This is a genomic window from Citrobacter sp. wls714 (genome assembly GCF_005281025.1).
GTDB lineage: Bacteria > Pseudomonadota > Gammaproteobacteria > Enterobacterales > Enterobacteriaceae > Citrobacter > Citrobacter werkmanii.
The window spans coordinates 1-21910 of sequence record NZ_SZWZ01000009.1; the positions used below are offsets into that span (position 1 = coordinate 1).

At 52.6% G+C, this 21910-nt stretch carries 29 protein-coding genes; 27 read left to right on the forward strand and 2 right to left on the reverse strand.

Features of this window, described 5'->3' with window-relative positions; genetic code table 11:
- Window positions 1-97 precede the first annotated feature (97 nt).
- Complete coding sequence (locus FDX11_RS01340) at window positions 98-295, forward strand: hypothetical protein (protein WP_053271635.1); 198 nt, start codon at window positions 98-100, stop codon at window positions 293-295.
- Between the two features lie 223 nt (window positions 296-518).
- Here the strand turns inward: FDX11_RS01340 and FDX11_RS01345 are convergent, their stop codons facing one another.
- On the reverse strand, window positions 519-1082 hold the full coding sequence (locus FDX11_RS01345) for a hypothetical protein (RefSeq protein WP_170973743.1): 564 nt from the start codon (window positions 1080-1082) through the stop codon (window positions 519-521).
- Window positions 1083-1572: 490 nt separating this feature from the next.
- Between FDX11_RS01345 and FDX11_RS01350 the strand changes: the two genes are divergently transcribed.
- The 7 genes from FDX11_RS01350 to FDX11_RS01380 all read left to right on the forward strand — a co-directional run bounded on the left by FDX11_RS01350 (window position 1573) and on the right by FDX11_RS01380 (window position 4443).
- Entirely contained in the window at window positions 1573-1806 is a 234-nt protein-coding gene (locus FDX11_RS01350; protein WP_137397339.1) for a DinI family protein, read from the forward strand.
- 117 nt (window positions 1807-1923) lie between these two features.
- The gene (locus FDX11_RS01355; protein ID WP_137397340.1) at window positions 1924-2172 is read left to right on the forward strand and encodes a hypothetical protein; all 249 of its coding nucleotides are present in this window, start codon (window positions 1924-1926) and stop codon (window positions 2170-2172) included.
- A gap of 34 nt (window positions 2173-2206) precedes the next feature.
- Window positions 2207-2806 carry a DUF1367 family protein gene (locus FDX11_RS01360; protein ID WP_137397341.1) on the forward strand — a complete coding sequence of 200 codons (600 nt, stop codon included), beginning with the start codon at window positions 2207-2209 and terminating at the stop codon, window positions 2804-2806.
- Window positions 2806-3012 carry a hypothetical protein gene (locus FDX11_RS01365; RefSeq protein ID WP_137397342.1) on the forward strand — a complete coding sequence of 69 codons (207 nt, stop codon included), beginning with the start codon at window positions 2806-2808 and terminating at the stop codon, window positions 3010-3012. The genes FDX11_RS01360 and FDX11_RS01365 overlap by 1 nt, the downstream gene beginning before the upstream one ends.
- 2 nt (window positions 3013-3014) lie before the next feature.
- Window positions 3015-3623 (forward strand): recombination protein NinG, encoded by a 609-nt coding sequence (locus FDX11_RS01370; RefSeq protein ID WP_137397343.1) that lies wholly within the window; start codon window positions 3015-3017, stop codon window positions 3621-3623.
- Window positions 3620-3757 carry a YlcG family protein gene (locus tag FDX11_RS01375; RefSeq protein ID WP_016156248.1) on the forward strand — a complete coding sequence of 46 codons (138 nt, stop codon included), beginning with the start codon at window positions 3620-3622 and terminating at the stop codon, window positions 3755-3757. The genes FDX11_RS01370 and FDX11_RS01375 overlap by 4 nt, the downstream gene beginning before the upstream one ends.
- Window positions 3754-4443 carry a bacteriophage antitermination protein Q gene (locus FDX11_RS01380; protein WP_137397344.1) on the forward strand — a complete coding sequence of 230 codons (690 nt, stop codon included), beginning with the start codon at window positions 3754-3756 and terminating at the stop codon, window positions 4441-4443. The genes FDX11_RS01375 and FDX11_RS01380 overlap by 4 nt, the downstream gene beginning before the upstream one ends.
- A gap of 170 nt (window positions 4444-4613) precedes the next feature.
- On the opposite strand, the gene FDX11_RS01385 is transcribed toward FDX11_RS01380, so the two are convergent.
- Entirely contained in the window at window positions 4614-5111 is a 498-nt protein-coding gene (locus FDX11_RS01385) for a hypothetical protein (RefSeq protein WP_137397345.1), read from the reverse strand.
- A gap of 394 nt (window positions 5112-5505) precedes the next feature.
- Between FDX11_RS01385 and FDX11_RS01390 the strand changes: the two genes are divergently transcribed.
- From FDX11_RS01390 to FDX11_RS01490, 19 genes are all read left to right on the forward strand, one after another.
- Window positions 5506-5784 (forward strand): phage holin, encoded by a 279-nt coding sequence (locus tag FDX11_RS01390; RefSeq protein WP_137397346.1) that lies wholly within the window; start codon window positions 5506-5508, stop codon window positions 5782-5784.
- Complete coding sequence (locus FDX11_RS01395; RefSeq protein WP_137397347.1) at window positions 5756-6304, forward strand: lysozyme; 549 nt, start codon at window positions 5756-5758, stop codon at window positions 6302-6304. Before FDX11_RS01390 ends, FDX11_RS01395 begins: the two co-directional genes overlap by 29 nt.
- Window positions 6301-6819, forward strand: coding sequence for a DUF2514 domain-containing protein (locus tag FDX11_RS01400; RefSeq protein WP_137397348.1), 519 nt, complete (start codon window positions 6301-6303; stop codon window positions 6817-6819). The genes FDX11_RS01395 and FDX11_RS01400 overlap by 4 nt, the downstream gene beginning before the upstream one ends.
- 86 nt (window positions 6820-6905) lie before the next feature.
- The gene (locus FDX11_RS01405; protein WP_137397349.1) at window positions 6906-7361 is read left to right on the forward strand and encodes a hypothetical protein; all 456 of its coding nucleotides are present in this window, start codon (window positions 6906-6908) and stop codon (window positions 7359-7361) included.
- Window positions 7362-7637: 276 nt separating this feature from the next.
- A complete protein-coding gene (locus FDX11_RS01410; RefSeq protein ID WP_137397350.1) occupies window positions 7638-8636 on the forward strand; it encodes a terminase small subunit in 999 nt (332 codons plus the stop codon).
- Entirely contained in the window at window positions 8614-9918 is a 1305-nt protein-coding gene (locus FDX11_RS01415) for a terminase large subunit domain-containing protein (RefSeq protein ID WP_137397351.1), read from the forward strand. Before FDX11_RS01410 ends, FDX11_RS01415 begins: the two co-directional genes overlap by 23 nt.
- Window positions 9919-9922: 4 nt before the next feature.
- Window positions 9923-11323: a DUF4055 domain-containing protein gene (locus FDX11_RS01420; protein WP_137397352.1), complete on the forward strand. Its 1401-nt coding sequence runs from the start codon at window positions 9923-9925 to the stop codon at window positions 11321-11323.
- A 1-nt stretch (window position 11324) separates the two neighbouring features.
- Window positions 11325-12431, forward strand: coding sequence for a phage minor head protein (locus FDX11_RS01425; protein WP_137397353.1), 1107 nt, complete (start codon window positions 11325-11327; stop codon window positions 12429-12431).
- A 319-nt stretch (window positions 12432-12750) separates the two neighbouring features.
- Window positions 12751-13503 carry a DUF6651 domain-containing protein gene (locus FDX11_RS01435; protein ID WP_079902486.1) on the forward strand — a complete coding sequence of 251 codons (753 nt, stop codon included), beginning with the start codon at window positions 12751-12753 and terminating at the stop codon, window positions 13501-13503.
- A 17-nt stretch (window positions 13504-13520) separates the two neighbouring features.
- Window positions 13521-14660 (forward strand): P22 phage major capsid protein family protein, encoded by a 1140-nt coding sequence (locus tag FDX11_RS01440; protein WP_016156686.1) that lies wholly within the window; start codon window positions 13521-13523, stop codon window positions 14658-14660.
- A 295-nt stretch (window positions 14661-14955) separates the two neighbouring features.
- Window positions 14956-15438 (forward strand): DnaT-like ssDNA-binding protein, encoded by a 483-nt coding sequence (locus tag FDX11_RS01450; RefSeq protein ID WP_137397354.1) that lies wholly within the window; start codon window positions 14956-14958, stop codon window positions 15436-15438.
- Between the two features lies 1 nt (window position 15439).
- Window positions 15440-15793 (forward strand): hypothetical protein, encoded by a 354-nt coding sequence (locus FDX11_RS01455; RefSeq protein WP_137397355.1) that lies wholly within the window; start codon window positions 15440-15442, stop codon window positions 15791-15793.
- A 2-nt stretch (window positions 15794-15795) separates the two neighbouring features.
- Window positions 15796-16395: a hypothetical protein gene (locus FDX11_RS01460; RefSeq protein WP_137397356.1), complete on the forward strand. Its 600-nt coding sequence runs from the start codon at window positions 15796-15798 to the stop codon at window positions 16393-16395.
- Complete coding sequence (locus FDX11_RS01465; protein WP_137397357.1) at window positions 16385-16834, forward strand: DUF4128 domain-containing protein; 450 nt, start codon at window positions 16385-16387, stop codon at window positions 16832-16834. Before FDX11_RS01460 ends, FDX11_RS01465 begins: the two co-directional genes overlap by 11 nt.
- 46 nt (window positions 16835-16880) lie before the next feature.
- Window positions 16881-17813 (forward strand): phage tail tube protein, encoded by a 933-nt coding sequence (locus tag FDX11_RS01470; protein ID WP_137397358.1) that lies wholly within the window; start codon window positions 16881-16883, stop codon window positions 17811-17813.
- 41 nt (window positions 17814-17854) lie between these two features.
- Window positions 17855-18193: a phage tail assembly chaperone gene (locus FDX11_RS01475; protein WP_137397359.1), complete on the forward strand. Its 339-nt coding sequence runs from the start codon at window positions 17855-17857 to the stop codon at window positions 18191-18193.
- 17 nt (window positions 18194-18210) lie between these two features.
- Window positions 18211-18498, forward strand: a complete 288-nt coding sequence (locus FDX11_RS01480) for a DUF1799 domain-containing protein (RefSeq protein WP_016247126.1) — start codon at window positions 18211-18213, stop codon at window positions 18496-18498.
- Window positions 18498-21629 (forward strand): phage tail tape measure protein, encoded by a 3132-nt coding sequence (locus FDX11_RS01485; RefSeq protein ID WP_137397360.1) that lies wholly within the window; start codon window positions 18498-18500, stop codon window positions 21627-21629. The genes FDX11_RS01480 and FDX11_RS01485 overlap by 1 nt, the downstream gene beginning before the upstream one ends.
- On the forward strand, window positions 21629-21853 hold the full coding sequence (locus tag FDX11_RS01490) for a hypothetical protein (RefSeq protein WP_049041295.1): 225 nt from the start codon (window positions 21629-21631) through the stop codon (window positions 21851-21853). Before FDX11_RS01485 ends, FDX11_RS01490 begins: the two co-directional genes overlap by 1 nt.
- The last annotated feature ends 57 nt before the right edge of the window (window positions 21854-21910 follow it).

Sequence of the window (21910 nt, forward strand, 5' to 3'; positions counted from 1 at the left end):
TGTTGTATCTAATCGTGGGGGCAGGTCATTCACTCTCTATTGTATATGCTATTTTTTATGCAATAAGAGCGATTCGTAGGACACTTCTGGGGAAGGTATGGATTCAACAATCGACGAAGAAAAACGCATAGAATTTGAAAAATTCATCATTGAAAGGTTTGGTGATGCAGTTAATCTCCGCAGAGCGAAAAATGGCGGTAATGGATATATATCATGGGAGGCGGCTGTAGCATGGATTGTCTGGAGGGAGCGCTCATCCCATCATGAAGCAACGCCTACCTCTGACGGGAACTGAATTAGTATGGTGCTGCCCGGAGCATCCTGTCATTCACTATGTACTCCCGCTTAGCCACGTCATTTTAGATTTGATTTTGGTCCACCATGAGCGAGAAGCGGACCTGGAGAGGCGTTAGTACCGCGAACATGGTCACAGCAAAGCCAGAGCTATTTGGTTGCTCCGAACAGAATATTTTAGTTAGGGCTCGAAACGAGACTGTCGTGAAAACCTTATGTCTCTTCTATCCTGCATCTTCTTCGACATTGTATTTTCGTTGCTCAATATCCCATGGAAGCGCAGGTTGTTTGCGAACTAGTTTTCTTTTGCCGTTTGAGAAAAAATAAGTTCTGAGTTCTAAAAAATGGCGGCGTTTTTTCGTTTGAGGCTCATAGGTGATAAGAAAAAAAATCAAAGGCCTGCTTGCTTCACTCCATATTCTACTTGCTTTTTCAATAACAATATTGATGTTTTCATGCTGACAATATGAGATGAATGTGGAGAAATAGCACTTGTCGTTTTTTTCAAGCAGTTTGTCTAACTCGTTAACGCTATCTCTGTCTGCCTGATTATACTCCCACTCAACATAGGTTAAAATTTGATTGTCTGGATATTGTAGGACCGCATCGGTACGCCCGCCCTGTTCAAAAAATGTTCTTGCGCCCATTAACTTTGCACACTCGCGCATGACCAGGCCAACATGAATGGTCCAGTTGGAACGGTTGATATATTCACCTTTGAACACAGGGAAATCTTGATACCACACACAATTAAACAGACAGATAAAATCGCGCTCTACTCGCTTCAACGCCTCCCCCCATTTTTTCAATAGATGATTTTTAAACTGATAAGCAATATCTCATATCGGCTATTTGTTACTAGACTTTAGGATTTTAATATCTGTGTTCCGATTCATGTGCTTCAGGTTGTTAATTCGGATTGGTTTCACCTCTTATCACTTATCCATAGCTGATTTATCTACCATGAAGTGAACAAAGCCCACTCACAGCACTAACCACTCCTTTGCTGATTGAAAAAGATGAATGCAAGTTGGATAACGCTTTGCCTCATGGTCATACAGGTGCTCATTGATGATGCGATACAGAGGGCGAATCTCTCGGGATTGTGCCGGCAGAAAGAAATTGCCGCTTAATATAACACTGCTAATTCAACCCACTACGTCGGGTTTTCTTTTTTTACTACTGACAGAAAATTAACAATTTGTGCTCTTAAAACGTTGATCATTTCCGTGCATAGGTATACTGTATAAAAACACAGTACATGCAATGGAGGCCATTATGAAAGTTGAATTAACCATTGATCGCATGAAAGAACTTCCTAAAGGCGCAGTACCAGCACTGGAGAAAGAACTGCTTAATCGCCTGAATGATCACTATGACAATTGCAGGCTCACAATCCGCCGTGCCGGGTCCGATGGGTTAAGTGTTTTTGGTGGTGACAAGGACGATAAAAAGAAAATTGAATCAATCCTCCAGGATACCTGGGAAAGCGCTGACGACTGGTTTTATTAGAATTGCGCTTAAGGCTGGCGCGCATTTTTCAGAATACCGCAATTTGCGTAACCCTCTGATGCTGCTGCCGACAATCTTTAATCTCGTCTGTTAGTCGCTCGAAGGGAGAACATAAATGTGAGTGATTCAGCTTTGCAAACGTCAGAAGACAACTGGTATGACATTGTAAGAAGGTCTGACGGCTGCGTGGTGTTTAGCTTTCCTTCATCGGGCAGGCATCTAATTTATCGCGTCAATGGCATGGTTTCTATGCGGCCTTTGTTGGATGATGAAGAGGTCTTTACTCTTAATGGTTTTATGCAGTTTATTCACCGTCTCGGCTACCGGGTAACCCCACCTTCTGATAATATGAAATCAACGGTCTGAACAACCGTAACCTACTGCGCCACGGAGAGAAACCATGGCGCACGAACTACAGCTCATCAAGCAGTCCTCAGGAATCCTGATCCCCGCGACGCCGGAGACCAGCGATATTCTGCAATCAAAAATCAAACTCGGCGCCGTGCTGGTGGCTGAGTTCCGGCAGGTACGCAACCCGGCGTTTCACCGTCGCTTTTTCGCGTTACTCAATCTCGGTTTCGAATACTGGGAGCCTACTGGCGGGGCGATCTCCTCCAACGAGCGCAAACTGGTAACCGGCTACGCCAAATTCCTTGCCTCATTCGCGGGAAGCGAAGCCGCACTCCTGGACGCCGCCGAGCAATATCTCGACCGTATCGCAGATAAGCGCGCTGGAAGTATCAGCATCTGCAAATCCTATGACGCATACCGTGCATGGGTGATCGTCGAGTCTGGCCACTACGACGCCATACAGCTCCCTGACGGCACCCTCCGTAAACACCCCCGCAGCATAGCTTTCGCCAACATGGACGAAACCGAGTTCCAGCAACTTTACAAAGCCGCGCTTGATGTTCTGTGGCGCTGGGTATTGTCCCGGGCATTCAAGGACCAGCGTGAAGCGGAAAACGCTGCATCGCAGCTCATGAGCTTTGCGGGGTGATGACCATGAAATATTCCTGGTTCCACCATCACGAATGCACAACCGAACAGGCAGACGAGTTGGTGGCGAGTTATCGCCGTCGTGGCGCCACGGTAGAACGTAGCCTGAATCGCGACAACATCACCTGGACTGTCAGCGTGCAGTTGCCGGAAAGCGAAAAAGCACCGCGCCCTAGCCGGGTATGGCAAAACAGGGCGTGGGGGTGAGCATGGCTAAGCTACCGCGCCGCAAGTGCGCCAACAAAGAATGCCGCCAGTGGTTCCATCCTGTGCGCGATACGCAGACGGTTTGCGGCTACGAATGTGCCAGCTCCGTCGGCAAAGAGCAGACCAGAAAAGCGCGGGAAGATGCACAGCGTAAGGAGTCTGCCAAGCAGCGCGCCACTGAAAAGAAAGAGCGTTCAGCCTGGCGCCAGCGTAAAGCTGCAGTTAAGCCGCTGAAGCACTGGGAGGATTTAACCCAACGCGTCGTCAATGACTACATCCGCGAGCGTGATGCCGATCTGCCATGCATCAGCTGTGGGACGTTCGAAACCGTCCAGTGGGAAGCAGGTCACTACCGCTCACGCGGTAAGGCATCACACCTGCGCTACACAGAAGACAATATCAATAAACAGTGCCACCACTGTAACGTTCAGCTGTCGGGCAATCAGCAGCAGTACCGCCTTGGCCTTATAGAGAAAATTGGGGCTGAGCGCGTCGAGGCGCTCGAAAACAATAACACCCCGCATCGATACACCATCGAAGAACTTGAAGCCATCAGGAAGCGCTACAGCGCACTTCGCCGTGGGTTAATTAAGAGCAGGGTGGCGGCATGACATTTGAATCCTATTTTGCCGATCACCTCCGCGTTCGCTGGCAGCGATTGCGATTATACCATTTTCCGGGTTCTGTGCTGACGGACTACCGAATACTGAAGAATTACATCAAAACCATAGGCGGTGCTGTATGAACACTCAATTTCTCGAATACGTGCGCCAGCAGTTGATGGTGGCCACCGCCGATTTAAGTGGTGCGACGAAAGGGCAGTTGATGGCGTGGCTTGAAAACGCGCAGTTCGATACGGGAACGTTTAAACGTAAAAAGCCTCGAGTGCTGGATGAAGTGACCGGGAAAATGATTACGCTGGATAACCCACCAATACCGGGCAAACAATCACATGCCAAGGGTTCACATATTCCTCTTGTGCAGCCGGTTGAATATTCCACCGCATCGTGGCGCCGTGCTCTGATGTCACTCGAAGAGCACCAGAAGGCCTGGTTGCTGTGGAACTATAGCGAGAACGTGCGCTGGGATAATCAGGTGCTGATTACTCAGTGGGCATGGTCGAAATTCTGCGAGCATCTGGCCGGAAAGAGGGTGGCGAAGAAGACCATCGACCGTTTACGGCAGCTCATCTGGCTGGCGGCGCAGGATGTGAAAGCTGAACTGGCCGGGCGTGATGTCTATCAGTATGGTGATCTCGCTGCGTTGGTGGGCGTTAATAAAACAAACTGGTCTCAGAATTACGTGGAGCATTACGATGCGATGATCAGCCTGTATAAGGGACTCGATTCCCAGGCGCTACTGCATGTTTGGCGATCACGTTCACAACAAAAGGCAGCAAATTATCAGCAAGGTATTGCAGAAATGAACTAATTAGCATATATTTCGTGTAAATCTGATATTGTGCCATTGTTGTATGCACTGGCAGTAAATGAGTTTTCAAGCCCGAGGTTAACTCCTTGGGCTTTTTCGTTTTTAGAGGTACGAGTGTGCTCAGTAAGTTAGTTTTATCGAATTCGAGATCAATACTAAATAATATTTACTCATGGCATTATTTTTATTTTTAATAACTCATTGATTTTATTTGTTTTTTCTACGTCACCCTCAATATCTTTTAGCCATGAGCCAACTGCTGACATCACATCTTTCCCAAATCGATCAACCTGCAGTAGAAGCATTTGATCAAATTGGTTGCAGTGTAGGCTTCGATGACTTGTTGGCTGGACGAATTCAAATTTTTCTAAAACATCTTGAGCCCTCTGATTTCTAATATCGTCACTTCCTTCGTGAAGATATGCGCAGCGAAGTGCATAAAAGTCGTCGCCGCTTAGGAATGTATGCTCTAGGCGGTCGGGGCCGATATGATGTGTATACATATTTTTCATGTACTTGTTGTACCAATTAACAGTTCTTGCCTGCGATCCTTTGTTTGGTTCATCAATCTTCCCGAAAATGTCTGGCAGTGTCAGTGATATAAATAACACTGAGTACCAATTTTGGGTTTTAATCGAAACCTCTAAAGCTTGAATGAAATTGTTCACTTTGATTATCCTTAAGGTAATTTGATCTTTCAGATTCGTCACTAAAATCTCATTTAGTGAAAGTATCCTCAATCAGAAATTCATTTATATAATGAAAAGTCACAATTTAATTACTTCTTATCGCAAGATATTTTCGCAATGGACAGAGCGTTTGGATGTTCAGCACAAGGCCTATGAGGCAAACCAATGATAAGCGCCGGCCGCCGCAACTAATCCAGACTAGGATCGTAACAGCGAAAGCTCAACGCGACACGCCATCTTGACCGGTACGCCCTATCTTTTCTATTTCAGGCTCACGGGAATCATCCGCTACGTGCTTTGTGGATAAATCCAGCCCGTGAAGCCTGACCCTTTAATCACACACAGCGCCATCCGAAGAATCGGAGGTGAGGCTATGTCCAGAATGAGCACCATTTACAGCAGACTTTCATATGGAACAGGAACCACGCTGACCGGCTGCGGTGTATCAGCGAAGGCATATGCCGAAACAGCTAAAACAGCAAAAGAGGTGTCCTGGATGTTGGCCGACAGAATTGCAGGGTTAAGCCTGAGCGACTGGGCAATTATTGTCGGTATCGCATGCACCGTTATCACCTGTGCAGTGAACTGGTATTTCCGCTGGAAAGAACGGGAGGATCGGCGCAATGGCTATGCCACCAAAGCTGAAGAATAAACTGAGTGCAGCGGTCGTTGGTTTAATTCTTGCGGGGGCTTCAGCGCCCGTGATTCTCGATCAGTTTCTGGATGAGAAAGAGGGTAACAGCCTGACGGCGTATCGTGACGGCGGGGGAATCTGGACCATTTGTCGTGGCGCCACGATGGTTGATGGCAAGCCAGTAGTTCAGGGCATGAAGCTGTCTGCTGAGAAATGTTCCAAGGTGAACGCCATAGAACGCGATAAGGCGCTGGCGTGGGTTGAACGAAACATCAAGGTGCCACTGACCGAACCACAGAAAGCTGGGATCGCATCTTTTTGTCCGTATAACATCGGCCCCGGAAAATGCTACCCGTCCACGTTCTATAAGCGCATCAATGCTGGCGACCGTAAAGGAGCCTGTGAAGCTATTCGCTGGTGGATTAAAGACGGTGGCCGCGACTGTCGTCTGACCAAAGGCCAGAAAAATGGCTGCTATGGCCAGGTAGAACGACGAGACCAGGAAAGCGCGCTGACGTGCTGGGGGATAGACCAGTGAGCCTGCGCTATCGATTTATTGCCATTTTGCTGATGGTGGCCGTTGCATTCATTGCTGGGAATGTATGGAGCAGCCGCAGTTGGGAAAAAAAGTGGGCGGAACGTGATAGCGCGGAATCATCGCGAACAGCGAACGCGCAATCAGCTGCCCGCATGATTGAACAAGGGCGCATAATTGCCCGTGATGAGGCTGTAAAAGATGCACAAGCACAAGCCGCTAAATCTGCTGCCACTGCTGCTGGCCTGTCTGCCACTGTTAACCAGCTGCGTACCGAAGCAACAAAGCTTGCCACCCGTCTGGACGCCGCAAAGCACACCTCAGATCTTGCCACTGCCGTCAGAAGCAAAACAGCCGGAGCCGACGCCGCAGTGCTCGCCGACATGCTCGGAGATATTGCAGCAGAAGCTAAACGTTATGCTGGAATCGCTGACGAACGCTACCGCGCCGGGATGACGTGTGAGCGCATTTACGACTCGGTGAGAGAGTCAAACAATAACCCTATAGCCTCGCAATAGAAGGGGTTTTAACAGCGGTGATCACTGGGCTTTTGACTTTGTTGTCTTTAGGTTAAAATATGAGTTCTCATAAAATGGAGAATTTAATGTTTAAGCAATTCAGGCGCAATATTGCCTCTGCAAAGGTAAGAAAGTATATAGCTCACTGGATGGAAGTTATGTCGCTTACATTCAGAAATTCTATGGCAGGAAATTATATTGACCAGAAGGATTTAGACAGAATTAGCCTTGTTATTATTAGCACTGCAATCACTGAGGCAAAAGTTTGTAGTGGCATAATCATGACATGTGTTGCTGATGTGGCGTCTAGAGCAGGCATGACCGAAGAGGATTTAAGTTATCTTCCGTATCAGGTGCTTGCCATAACGAAAGGGGTGGAAGGTCGTTCCCCGTTAGAGTCTAAGAAAGGTATGCTTGGGCTCATTTCACCTGGTTATGAGTTTTCTGATCAGGATGCGGGTTGGTTCGATACTAATATTGAAATCATAACTAAGCAGCTTAAAAATGATCTGCGAAGCGTAGTTAACAAGTTGCAAGATTGATTATTTTCGCGTGATGATTTCATCACCACCTCCGGTTAGTTGCTATTAGTTTAGATTTTACAACAGGCATTCACCGAGTTCCTGTGATAATGTCGAAACTCATTAATCAGGTGCGCGAGTGTCGGGTAATACCGGTCCGGACGAAGCGTGACGCTGCTATAAGTTGGAGGATGGTGCAGACGACCAATATCTTCTGGCTCAATGGTCCGAATCCATTCCTGATTACCACACCCAAGCCACTGGCATCCGCTGGTGGCTTTTTTATTGGAGTAAGCAATGGCAAAACCGGACTGGGGCGAGCTTCAGCAACGGTTCCTGTCCGAACATGCCGCAACCGGCGTATCACCAAAAGAATGGTGTGAAGCGCAGGGACTGAACTACGCTACCGCACGTCGATATATCAAAAAACCTTCTGCGCAAACTGCGCAAAAACCTGCGCAGAAAAAAATGCGCACTGCGCAGAAAGATAAAAGCGCAAATGAGCTGGTGGACGATGATGGGCTTACTGCTCAGCAGCGCTTATTTGTCGCGGAGTACCTGAAGGATGGTAATGCCACACACGCAGCTATCCGGGCGGGCTACAGTAAAAAATCAGCTGAACAAATCGGCTATCAACTCCTTAAGAAAACTTCAGTTGCACAGGCCATTGCGCAGCAGCAGAAAGCCTCCATTGCGCGCACGCTTGGCAGTGCTGATGAGGTCCTGGAGCAGATGTGGCAACTCGCCACCTTCGATGCAAACCAGCTTTCACAGTATCGTCGTGGCGCATGCCGTTACTGCTGGGGCTTCGGTCATCACTATCAGTGGCGTGACATGGTGGAGTTCGAGGAGCAACGGCTTAAAGCCCTTGAGCGAAAGGGCAAAGAGCCGGTAGACGTCGGAGGTTATGGCTACGACCACAACCGGGAGCCAAACCCTGCCTGTCCGCGCTGCAATGGTGACGGGATCGGACAGCCATACTTTGCTGATACCCGAAAACTTCCCCCTGATGCTGCCTTGGCTTATTCCGGCGTGAAGCTCGGCAAACATGGTGTGGAAATTACCGCGATAAGCCGTGAACGGATGTATGAAGCCGTCATGAAGCGGCTTGGCCTGGCTGATAGTGAGTTTGCGCAGCGACTTCAACAGATTGAAATCGAGCGCCGGCAGCTGGAGATTGAGAAACTCCGCAAAGAGATGGCCGGTGATGGTGATGATGACGAACCAACACCAGTGCAGATCAATATCAACGTAGTGGATGCGAGGGAAGAAGATGGGGATCAGCCCGACACTTAACATCCCACAGGCTCGCTTCCTCGCGATGGAGCACAAGTTTAAAGCCTACGTTGCCGGGTTCGGTTCCGGTAAAACGTGGGTGGGTTGTGGCGGCATCTGCAAAGGGATGTGGGAACACCCAAAAATCAACCAGGGCTACTTCGCGCCAACTTACCCGCAGATTCGTGACATCTTCTATCCAACGATTGAAGAGGTGGCATTTGACTGGGGGTTGAGTGTCAAAATCAACGAGGGTAACAAAGAGGTTCACTTCTACGAGGGGCGAAGGTTCCGCGGGACCACAATCTGTCGCTCGATGGAGAAGCCCGGCTCGATAGTTGGTTTCAAAATCGGTAACGCGATGGTGGATGAGCTGGATGTCATGGCGGCTGCCAAAGCGCAACAGGCCTGGCGAAAAATCATCGCCCGTATGCGTTACAAGGTTGATGGGCTGCGTAACGGTATTGACGTCACGACAACGCCGGAGGGGTTCAAATTCGTTTACCAGCAATTCGTGAAGGCAGTACGTGAAAAGCCAGAGCTCTCAGCCCTGTACGGTCTGATCCAGGCCAGCACGTTCGACAACGCGAAGAACCTGCCCGCGGATTACATCCCTTCGCTGATGAATTCCTACCCGCCGGAGTTGATTAAGGCGTATCTGAGGGGGCGTTTCACCAACCTGACCAGCGGCACCATCTATCACCAGTTCGATCGACGTCTGAATAACTGTACTGATGAAGAACAGGCAGGCGAACCGCTCTATATCGGCATGGACTTTAATGTTGGCAAAATGGCGGCCATCGTCCACGTGCTTCGCAATGGCGAGCCGCGCGCGGTACGCGAATTGATAAAAGTTTATGACACGCCGGCCATGATAAAGCGTATCCAGGAAGAGTTCTGGCGCTACGAGGGCGGGCGCTATGTTGCCTCCAGGCAGATTTACATCTATCCGGATGCTTCCGGCGATTCACGCAAGTCCAATAACGCCAGCGCCACCGATATCGCGCAGCTCAAGCAGGCCGGATTCAGCGTGGTGGTGAACGCCGCCAACCCGCCGGTAAAGGATCGCATTAACTCTATGAATGCCATGTTCTGCAACGGCAACGGTGAGCGCCGCTACAAAGTTAACGTTGCCCGCTGCCCGGTCTATACAGACAGCCTTGAACAGCAGGTATGGGCGTCAAACGGCGAGCCGGATAAATCAGCCGACAACGATCACCCAAACGACGCTGGTGGCTATTTCATCGTGAAGCAATTCCCGATCATCAAGCCCACCGGAAAAGTCACTCAACTACGGATGTAACTCCATGCCTGACATCTCAACACCCAATCTGGACTATGGGAACATGGTCGAGGCGTGGGATATCAACGATGCCCTGATGGGCGGCACGCTCTATATGCGACAACTGGGCGAGGCATATCTCCCGCGCTGGCCGAAAGAAGACAAAGAGGACTATAAAAAACGCCTCTCTGTGGCCACGCTTTTGCCCGCCTACGAAGAGACCATTAAGCAAAACATCGGGCGCGTATTTGCCGAGCCGATTAAGCTGGCCGAGAACGTTCCAGAGCAACTGCGAGAGTTTGCGAAGAACATCGATCTGGAAGGTACCCGCCTCGATGTCTGGGCTCAGTCATTCTTCGGCCTGGCGATGCAGTATGGCCTCTCCCATGCGCTGGTAGACTATCCCCGAGTGGACCCCGAAAGGGTGAAAACCAAAGCGGATGAGAAAGCTACCGGCGCGCGCCCGTACGTCACAATGCTTAATCCCCGCCAGGTAATCGGATGGAAGTCGAAGATGGTGGACGGTAAGCTGGAGCTCACCGCGCTGCGCATCAAAGAGGTGGTTGTCGAGGACGGTGACGACTTCGGGCAAACAAAGGTGGAGCAGATACGTTATCTGACGCCGGGGAAGGTGGAAATCTACCGCAAGTCCAGCTGTACCGAAGGCGCGGCGAACTGGGAGATATTCGATCAATGGCAAACCTCTCGTAAAGATCTCACCCTGGTGACGCTCTACACCAAGCGCACCGGGTTTATGTGTGGTTCACCGCCGCTACTCAACATGGCCATGCTGAATATCAAGCACTGGCAAAGCCAAAGTGAGCAGGACAACATCCTGCACGTCGCCCGGGTGCCTATATTGACGGTGTTCGGGCTTGAGAAGGGAGAAGAGCTGGTAATTGGGTCTTCGTCTGCCACGTCGTTCACCGATCGGCAAACTCAGGGTCTGGAATACGTTGAACATACCGGTTCGTCCATTGGTGCCGGCAAAGAGTCTCTGGCAGAGTTGGTGGAGCAGATGCGCCAGGCTGGCGCGAAGCTGCTGCGTACGGAAAACACCTCTACCAAATCGGTAGACCAGACCTCCGAAGAGAAAATGCAGGAGCAGTCGCCGCTCTACACAATGGCCACCAGCCTCGAAGACGCGATCGACAACATCCTGCAGATCATGGCTGAGTACATCGGCGAGAAGGAGGGCGGTAACGTAGATGTGCGCACCGAGCTGGATGTTGAGTCGAAAGAATTCAACCCGCCTGCTGCGCTGGCTATTCAGTCCCTGCGCCAGGGCGGTGACCTTCGCCGTATCGATGCGATTAAAGCCCTGCAAAAACTCAACCTGATTGATGCCGATGCGGATCCTGATACGGTGCTGAGCGAGTTGCTGGCCGAGTCTGCGTCAGTGAGTGAACCACCGCCGGGGGTGTGAAATGGCTCGTTCCGTGAATGACAGGCTACTGGACGAGACCATCGCGCACGGCTTGTACGTGACGCGTTACGGTACCGGCGTCGCCCGGCGCATGGTCGCGCTGCTGAACAAGTTGGATGCTGAACTGGCCGCCAGGCTGCTGGTGCTGCTGGATGGCAAGCGCGCTGATACCTACAGTGCGCGTCGTCTGGCCTCTCTACTGGCCGGTGTTCGTGAACTGAACCATCAAGCCTACGAACCGGTTAATGCGTCCCTGGCGCGTGAGCTGGCACGTTACACGGATTATGAGACCGGGTATCAGATGGACCTGTTCAGCAGCCTTATACCCGGGCAGGTGCTGAAACACGTCCCGCTGCAAAGCATTGCCCCAGAGCAGGTCTACGCCTCTGCGGTGGCGCAACCTTTTCAGGGGAGATTGCTGAAAGAGTGGGGCCAAAAGCTTGAATCCGATCGGCTGGATAAAATCACCAGTGCGGTGCGTACCGGATTTCTTCAGGGTGAAACCGTCGAGCAGATCGTGAAGCGCGTCGCCGGCACGCCGCAACTTAACCGCCAGGACGGGGTTATCAATGCCTCACGTCGTGACCTTGCTGTTGTTGCCCGCACCGCGGTGAACCATATGGCAGCAACGGCGCGCCAGGAGTTTGCACAAGCCAATAGCGATATCGTGAAGGCCAAACAGTGGTCTTCGACTCTGGACACCCACACTAGCCAGTGGTGCATCATCCGCGACCGCAAACTCTACTCGCTCGATGGCAAGCCGCTGGGCCATGCAATTCCGTATCTGCGCGGCCCCGGCAAAATCCACTTTTGCTGCCGCTCCTGCGAAATCCTGATCACTAAATCGTGGGATGAAATGCAAATAGCCTCAGGCGAGCTGAGCAGCGCCACGCGCGCCTCAATGGACGGACAGGTGCCAGCACATACCAGCTATGCCGAATGGCTTGCGAGGCAGCCTTACGCGCGGCAGGAACAGGTGCTGGGCGTTACTCGAGCCCAGATGCTGCGTGACGGCAAAATCACCGTACCGGAGATGTTCAACGATGCCGGGGAGTTCCTTACCCTGGACGAACTGCGCCGCGTGGATGCGTCGGCATTTGAGGGATAGGGTATGCGTAATGATGATTTTCACTGCGTGGGCGATGGCCGTGGCAGACGAAGGGTGTTTGTAAATGGCAATGAGGTAAAGAGCTGCGTTTGGGCGGACGTTAAGCGAGGTGTTGCATGCATTCATCCACACCCGCTGCGGATCCATAAACGAAAGCGGAGTGAGGTTTACTCCCGCAAGCTACGCGGCGAAATTACAATCGAATTTATCTAACAGGCTGCCTCCGGGCAGCTTTTTTTATGCCTGCCGCTGAGCGGATGCGACGCGGTGCCCGGGTCGGATGACCCATTACGTATGGCCGGAAGGCTGGAGCAAAACAATGAAACTGAAACTTGATGCTAACGGAAATGTGGTCGTTGAAAACGGTATGCCTGTGTACATCCATGATGATGGCAAAGAGATCCCGTTTGATGCGGTCGCAGCGATGACCAAAATCACCTCCCTGAATGGCGAGGCGAAAACGCACCGCGAAGCGAAGGAAGCGGCGGAAGCCAATCTCGCGAAATTCTCGGGCATCACCGACCCGGCCAAGGCGCTCGAAGCCCTAGAGATGATGACCAAAATCGACCAGAAAAAACTGATCGATGCTGGTGCCGTTGACCAGGTAAAGGCGGAGATCACCAAAGTTTTCCAACAGCAGCTGGACGAAGCAAACAGCAAGACCCAGCAGCTGGAAACTCAACTCTACGACGAGATGATCGGCGGCCGCTTCGGTGGCTCTAAGTTCATTTCCGAGAAGATGGCGATCCCGACTGAGTTCGTGCGTTCCTACTTCGGTCAGAACTTCAAAATCGAAGAAGGGAAGGTTGTGGCCTACGACGGCCAGGGCAATAAGGTGTTCTCTCGCACCAAGCCCGGCGAGTTAGCCAGCTTTGATGAGGCCCTGGAGTCTCTGGTCGAGTCGCATCCGCAGAAAGATTACATCCTCAAAGCGTCCGGTAACAGCGGCGGCGGTTCTCACCAGTCGCAGCACCAGGCCGGGCAAAAAACCATGAAACGCGGTGCGTTTGATTCCCTGGATAACGCTGGCAAGCAAGCAGCGCTGAAAGACGGCGTCAGCATCGTCGATTAAATCGAAAGGAGCCATAAATGGCAGGCAATACCCTTACTGGTCTGATCCCGACCATCTATACCGCGCTGGACGTAGTGTCCCGCGAGCAAACTGGTTTTATTCCTGCGGTGGCGCGTGACGCGAAAGCTGATGCTGCTGCAAAAGACCAGACCGTACGTGCGCCAGTCGCACCTGCAGCCACCACTGAAGATATTGTCCCTGGTCCTTCAGCGCCTAATTCTGGCGACCAGACCATCGGTGGTGTGGATGTCAAAATCACCAAATCCAAAATGGCCCCGGTGAAATGGAATGGTGAAGAGCAATTGGCTCTGGGCCCGGCTGGTACCTACAACACCATCCTGGCTGACCAGTTCAAGCAGGCTTTCCGTGCGCTGGCGAACGAAGTGGATGCAGACCTCGCTGCGCTGTACCTCAACTCCTCCCGCGCTGTTGGCGCGCCGAAGAATACCCCGTTCAGCATCAAAGACGATCTGACTGATGCTGCGTTGGCGCGTCAAATCCTGACCGATAACGGTGCGCCGACTACTGATTTGCGTATGGTGCTGGGTGGCGAAGCGATGGCATCCATCCGTGGTAAACAGGCTGTACTCTTCAAAGCGAACGAAGCGGGAACCGACCAGCTGCTGCGTGAAGGTGTTATCGGTCGCATCATGGGCTTCAACCTCCACGAATCCTTCAGCATCAAGCGTACCGCGAAAAGCGCTGCTGCTGGCTATAAGGTCAATGGCGCGAAGAAAGAGGGCGATATCATCATCGCTATCTCTGCCGGCACCGGCGGTATTGCTGCTGGTACTGCGGTGAAGTTCGCCGGTGATGACAACCAGTATCTGGTCGTTGCGGCTACGTCTTCCACTATCACTATTAGCGCGCCGGGCCTCCGTCAGGATCTGGCAGATCAGGCTGATGTCACCGTGTTGAGTGAGTTCGTGCCGAACATGGCGTTTGACCGCGGGGCATTCCTGCTGGCCAGCCGTACCCCGGCGATGCCTGAAGGTGGCGATACTGCTGATGACGTCATGAATGTGACCGACCCGGTATCTGGCATCACCTTCCAGGTGGCGCTGTACCGCCAGTACCGTCAGGTGCGTTATGAAGTGGGCCTGGCATGGGGTGTGGCTGCTGTGGCGCCACGTCATTCCGCCATCATCATGGGTTAACCCAGGGGGCTTCGGCCCCTTTGTTTTTCAGGAGGCCCAATGGCCGGATTAACCAGAGAACAGCGCGCTCAGCGTGAAGCGGAAAAGCTTGCAGCTCAGCAGGCCGCTGATAAAAATCCTGCGCAGCAGGAACAGCAGCAGGAACAGCAGCAAGGAACAGCAGACAGCAGGGTATTGAGCTGGTGGTCATGGTACGTGAAACCCCAGAATTCCCTGGCGGCCCGCTACGCGCAGATGTTCATCCTGATGAAGTGGATAACTGGTTGGCGCTGGACTGGCGTCTGGAGGAATAACCATGCTGGTTGCCGATCCCAACTCTCCAGGCTTCAAAAGCTACGCCAGCGTGTCAGACCTGCGGGCATTTGCCGCCGGGCGCGGATATAGCATTCCTGCAGATGATGGTGAGTGCGGCCAAATGCTGATGCAGGCAATGGACTTTCTGGAAGGGAAGGCCTGGCGCGGTCAGCGTTCCAGCGCATCACAGCCCCTATCCTGGCCGCGTTCCGGCGTGCGCTTCGATGGTGTTGACCTGCCGAATGATGCGATTCCACAGCGCCTGATTGATGCTCAATGCCGCCTGGCTATCGAGTCGCAGGAGATTGACCTCACCCCGTCGGTCGCTGGTGGTGGGGCGGTGACGATGGAGCGCGTCGAGGGTGCGGTAACAGTCCAGTATGAGCCGGGAACGAATAAAGCTTCTCCGTCATTCCCATGGTTCTATTCCGCACTGCGCGGGCTTGTAGTGGGCGGCAACCAGATCCGGGTCGAAAGGGGGTAGCATGGCAATCGACTATCGCCGCATGCGCGCTACGGCAACGCGGCTCCTGAAGGATAACGGCAAATCCTACCAACTGACCCGAGGCGGTACCACCACCCGCGATCAGTACGGGAAAGAGATTACCACCGAGTCTGTTATCGCGACCGTTACCGGCGTTATCACTGAATACTCCACTCGTGAAATCGACGGCTCTCTGATTGCTACAGGCGATAAGAAGCTGGCGGCCACGTTTGAAACTGAGGTGCGCATCGGTGACATCATTGATATCGACGGCCAAAAGTGGCGCGTGGTACAGCCGAATCCGGTTAAGCCTGCCGATGTGCTGATCTCCTACAACATCCAGCTGAGGGCGTAACTATGTCCAGCTCTGCTAATCAGCCGTTTCTTGCTGCCATTCAGTTGTTCATAGATAGTTCAAAGCAGGAAGCAGAGGAGGTAGTGCGCCGGACGGGTATTAAAATCCTGGGGCGCCTGGTCGAAATGTCCCCGGTGGGCCAACCGGATATCTGGCAGGTCAACCAGACTGCGACAGCGTACAATACTGCTGTACGTGAGCATAACGCGACCCTGCGTGATGATCCTGCCAACCTGACCAAATCAGGACGGCTTAAGCGTGGCCTGAGAGTTAACGACTCGATGGACATCAAAAAGCCAGATGGCTATGTCGGGGGGCGCTTCAAGAACAACTGGTATGTGGCGTTTGATAGCCAGCCGACCCAATCCAACGATACGCCGGACGCTTCTGGCCAGGGTTCCAACTCCCGCGGTCTGGCAGTGCTCGAGGTGTTCCGGGTAGGACAGGTCAGCTCGATCTACTTCACCAATAACCTACCGTATGCACAGGCGCTGGAGAACGGGCACTCCGGGCAGGCGCCCGGTGGCATGGTGGGTATCACTGCGCTGGATGCCGCGCAGCTGTTCCGTGAGGCAATGAGCGAGGTGCGCAATGGCCGGTGACCAGTCAATGCGGATCGCTGACCTGCTGGAAGGTCGTATCGCGGTTATCTGCTCCTCGCTTGGGCTGCCAGTGGCCTGGCCAAACATCGCGTTCACTCCCCCCGATAATGCGCCTTACGGGCGTGTTTACATTCTGCCGGCGCAAACCGTGGGGCAGGACATTGAAGGCCAGTTGCGTACGTACCAGGGCATTCTCCAGCTCAACATCATCGCTCCTGCCGGTAGTGGCGTGATTCAGGCCAGAGGGCTGGCAAAGTCTGTCGCTGACGCCTTCTCCGAAGGGCTGCCGCTGGTGGCTGGTGATTTGACCGTCTATATCAACGGGCCGCCTCAGATTCGCCAGCCAATACAGGACCGTCCGACCTCTGCACCAAACGGCAGCAGCGGCTCCATCACCTACACCATCCCCGTCAGCATGCAGTACCGCGCTGATTACTGACCCACTATCTGGTGGGTTTTTTATTACTTAAATTCAGGAGAATGCAATGGCATTCGCAATCCCTAACGGGTCGCGTGTAAACGTGGCCAAGGCCTATCTTGCGCCGATTGTCTTCACTGCGGCATCCAATGCGACGGAATGCGAACTGACCGTTGCCTCGGCTGCTGGCATCCTCGCGGGCGATGTCGTCCAGGTTAGCTCTGGCTGGCTGAAGCTCGACAACATGGTGGTGCGTGTCAAGTCAGTTACTGGAACGAAAATCGTGCTGGAAGCGTTCGATACCACCGACACCAAGAAGTTTCCGGCGGGTACCGGGGCAGGTACGCTGCGTAAAATTGATTCGTGGATCACCATGCCTCAGGTTATGACGCTGTCCACCGAAGGCGGTGACCAACAGACCATCAGTGTGCAATTCTTGGAGGATGATAAAGCCCGTACCATCCCGACATTCAAAAACGCCGTGGTTCAGGTCTATACCTTCGCGCATGACCCGCAACTGGCGATCTACAAACGCCTCATTGACCTGGACGACTCCAGCGATACTACAGCGGTCTGGTTCCACAACCCGCGCGGCAAAGCCGATCGATACTACTCAGCCAAAGTATCCTTCCAGCGTGTACCACGTACTGAAATCAATGCTGTTGAAAGTAATGAAGCGCGCATGAACTTCGAATCGGATATGCAGATTTACCCGATTGCCGATTCCTCCGCTACTCCACTGGCATTCCTGACTGACCTGCCACCAACCAAGTCTGTTGCTGCTAACGCAGCTCTGGATCTGTCGGTGGTCATGCAGGGTGGTTCCGCGCCGTACACCTATGTGTGGAAGAAAGGCGGCACCGCCATTCCGGGCAAAACCGCATCCACGCTCAACATTCCGTCCGCTCAGTCTTCCGATGCCGGGGTGTATACCTGCGAAGTTACCGACGCTGCAGGCAAGACGCTCACTTCTGCCGGATGCACCGTCAGCATTACTTGATTAATCTGGCCCGGTAAGCCGGGCCTTACCGAGATGAACAAATGACCAAATTCTCCCTGATCCCCAATCCGACATTTTCCGTTACTGCCAGCATCCCGCGAGCTGGCACCGAAGACGGAAAACTGACCTTCACCTTTCGCCATAAAACGCTGGAGGAACTGCGTGCTATGGACGAGAAGCTGCAAGAGGATGCAGAAAGCAAGAAGGCTGCTATTGAGCCGCAGGCCGATTACCTCATGGAAATTGTCGAGGGGTGGGCGCTTCCAGATGAGTTCAACCGCGAAAACGTTATTGTCCTTCTGCGAAACTATCCGCGCGCGTTCGACAGCATCGGTCTGGCATACACCAAAGAGCTGATGGGTATCCGCGAAAAAAACTGAGGCAGGTCGCCGCAGCATTGTATACGCCGGGACCGACGCTCGCGGAGCTGAGCGCTTTTGGTTTGACGCCTGAGGACGTGGAGGAAGAGGTGGGGATCCTGCCCTCGGTGTGGAGGTCCTTCACCATCTTCTCTTCCCTGGCGACCCAGTGGCGAGTCGGCGCGAGCGGGGCGACCGGCCTTGATTACAACGTTCTTCCCTGGATGTTCGAGTTACACGGGGTTGAGGATGCGGCGGCCTGCATGGCTGACCTTCAAATTATGGAAAGCGAGGCTCTCAAGGTAATGCATAAGGAGACGAAATAATGACAGACCAGATCGCCTCGATTACTTTGCGGGCCGATGTTTCTGACCTGAAAACAGCCAGCAACGAACTGGATAAACTCGGCCAGGCGGCGGCCGGTGCCGTAGATAAAGCAGATGATTTGAATAGCGTGTTCCGCGCTGGCGCTGAATCTGCGAAGAAAGGCAGTGAAGGACTCAAGGAGCAGCAGAACGCGCTCAAAGGGCTGCTGGAGAATATCGACCCGGTTACCAAGGCCTTAAACCGCCTGGATGAGCAGCAAGAATCGCTGCGGAAATTCCAGACCAAAGGTTTTCTGGATACCGATACCTTTCAGGCTTACAACAAAATCCTGGATGACACCCGCCTCAAGCTGACCGACACCGGAGAAGCCGCGGCGCGTGCTCAGGCCGAATTAGCCGCTACCCAGGCGGCAGAGAAGCAGTCCGCAGCGTTAAAGAACCTTCTTGGATCCATCGACCCGACTATCCGCGCGTTCAATTCATTGGATGAACAGCACGCACATCTGGTGGCCCATTTCGAAGCAGGGCGCATTAACGGTGCTCAGTTCGAGCACTTCAACACAATCCTTAACCAGACGCGTGAGCGCCTCTCTGGTGTCGCAGACGTACTACCAGAAGCGCTATCCCGGCAGGAAGCTGCTGCCCGGCGCGCTGGAATCTCCGTTGGTCAGTACAGCGCAGCAATGCGCACGCTTCCGGCGCAATTCACCGATATCGCCACGCAGCTGGCTGGCGGTCAGTCGCCGTTCCTGATCCTGCTGCAACAGGGCGGACAGATTAAAGACCAGTTTGGTGGGGTTAAAGGGGCTCTAACGGGGGTGGGCGACTATTTACGCACTCTGTTAGGTTTCATTAATCCTGTAACGATAGGTATTAGCGGTCTGGTTGTAGGCCTCGGGGCGATGGCTGTAGCTTGGTACAAAGGCAGCCAGGAAGCCAGTGAGTTTAATAAGCAGCTCATACTAACGGGTAATTATTCGGCCAGTTCGGCGAGCCAACTGTCAGACATGGCTCAAAAAATTGGAGGCTCCAGTGGTAAGGTTGCGGCTGCCGCTCGGACGCTCGCGGAGGTGGTTGGGGCAGGGACGTTTAAAACGGAGCAGCTCGAAACAGTTACCAAGGCGGCGCTGGCGATGCAGGAGGCCACTGGCCAGTCTGTTGACGCCACCATTAAGAACTTCCAAAAGCTGTATGCCAGCCCAACCAAGGCGGCGGAGGATCTTAATTCTACGCTCCATTTCCTGACCTCATCGCAATACGGCTATATTTCGGCACTGGAGCGTCGGGGTGATAAAGAGGGCGCGGCAGAGGCGGCTGCAAAAGCTTATAGCCTAGCTGAGCAAAAGCGCAGCCAGCAAATCCTCGACAACATGGGATTAATTGAGAGAGCTGCTGGTAGCGTCAGCAAGGCCCTTAAGGGGATGTGGGATGAACTTCTGAATATTGGTCGCCCTGAAGCTCCGAACGACATGCTCCGCAAGATGCAGTCCGAACTTGCTGAGCGTGAGAAAGCCTTGCTTCCAGATAGACAGCGTCAGGGATATGGATATAGCTATGATGCGAGCAGTAACGATCAGGAATATGACGCACGTAGGAAAGCTCAGTTATCAGCGATAAGTGCTTTAAAGGCACAAATAGCGCCACTTCAACAAGCTGCTCAGCTTCAGGAAGATATTAATGCTTCTATTCAGCAAGGAACCGAGGATGATAACAAGCGAACTAATGTCCTGATTTATCGAAACCGCATCCTTGAACAGTCAGCTACATGGCAGGAAAAACGCAGCAAGGCCCTGTCTGAACTTTGGAAAAATGTCGCGGCCTCGCCCGGCGACTGGAGCTCAGCACAGCGGCAGCAGGCTGTAGATGCCATTAATAAACAGTTTCATCCGGACAAAACTCCCAAAACTCCAGCCGTTAAGGTTTCAACAGGTGATCGCTCAACCGACACCTACAATGCTGAAACTCTAGCTCTGCAAGCGCAGCTCAAAACGCTGCAGGATCATCGTGACATCAACGATGTAATCAGCCAGCAGCGTAAGCAGCAGTGGGAGTTAATCTCAAAAATCACCATCCTCGAGTCCACAGCTAACGATCCGAAAGGGCGTGCATTAACTTTCGATGAAAAATCGTTGCTGGCGAACAAAGAGAAGCTGCTGGCCCAGGCAGATATTAATGCCGGACTGGGTGATCAAATTGCCAAGCAGCAAAAATTGAACTCATTGGCTGACCAGGCAACTAAGTTCGCCCAGCAACAGTCTGCCAAGCAGGCGGAAATTGCGGCAGCAGCAAGAGGCTTGTCCACCAGAGAGGCTGAAAGGGAGGCGACGCGCCAGCGCCTGACTGAATCCTACGGCTTTAACCAAGACGCTCAGAAAAAGGTTCTCGCAGATCAAGAGGAGACCTACCGGAAAGAAGATGAACTTCGCAGCGACTGGCAGGCTGGCGCAAAGCGGGGCTGGGCCGATTATGCCGACTCAGCAACAAACACGTTTGAAGCAATGCGAAATGTGGCCGGTTCAACCTTCAGTGGTCTATCCGACATGTTGACAGATCTGGTAACTACCGGCACTGCAAGCTTCAAAGACTTCACCAAGTCCATGTTGAAGATGATCGCGCAGGTAACGAATCAGTTGCTTGTGGCTTACGCCGTTCAGGCTGCGATGGGGTGGATTAGCGGTAGTGCTGGTGGCAACACGCCAGGCGGAGCATATGCCAGCGCTGCAAACTCTGGAGTTAGCCTGTTTGATTCCGGTGGTTACACAGGTGCGGGCGGTAAATATGAACCCGCAGGCATCGTGCATAAAGATGAGTTCGTTTTCACCAAAGAAGCCACTAGGCGGATCGGCGTAGATAACCTATATCGTCTAATGAACAACGGTAATTTAGGCCGTTACGCTTCTGGTGGGCTTGTTGGGGGAAATCAGGCTGGGGCGGCAGACTCTGGTGTGCCAATTATCAGCGTCAGTTTTGGTGACATAAACATTGGTTCAGGTGGACAGGCCAATACAGGTGGCTCAGCAAATGCTGCAGCTATTGGCAGGCAACTCAACGATGCGATGATTGACACCATTAATACTCAAGTAAGAAAACCAGGCACTCCGCTGTGGAATGCCGTTAGAGGGAAATACTAATGAAAATTGCAGAAGTAAAGGTCTCTGATGTTGTTTGGTATGCCAACGAAAATGGAAAGGCGATCAGTGCCTTCGTGACTTTCTATGGCCCAGACGATTGCACTCGCATTGCAAGTGTCCCTGTTAACCTGCCATATCAGCTAGACCTGACCCTTAAGCAAGTTGAAGAGCTTGCCATTGCCACTGCTAAGGGTACGCTAAAAGCGGTCGCTACTAGTTTCTGATCGTTACATCCCTATCTCCCCTGGTTATCATGAGAAAAAACATGATAATCATGGGGA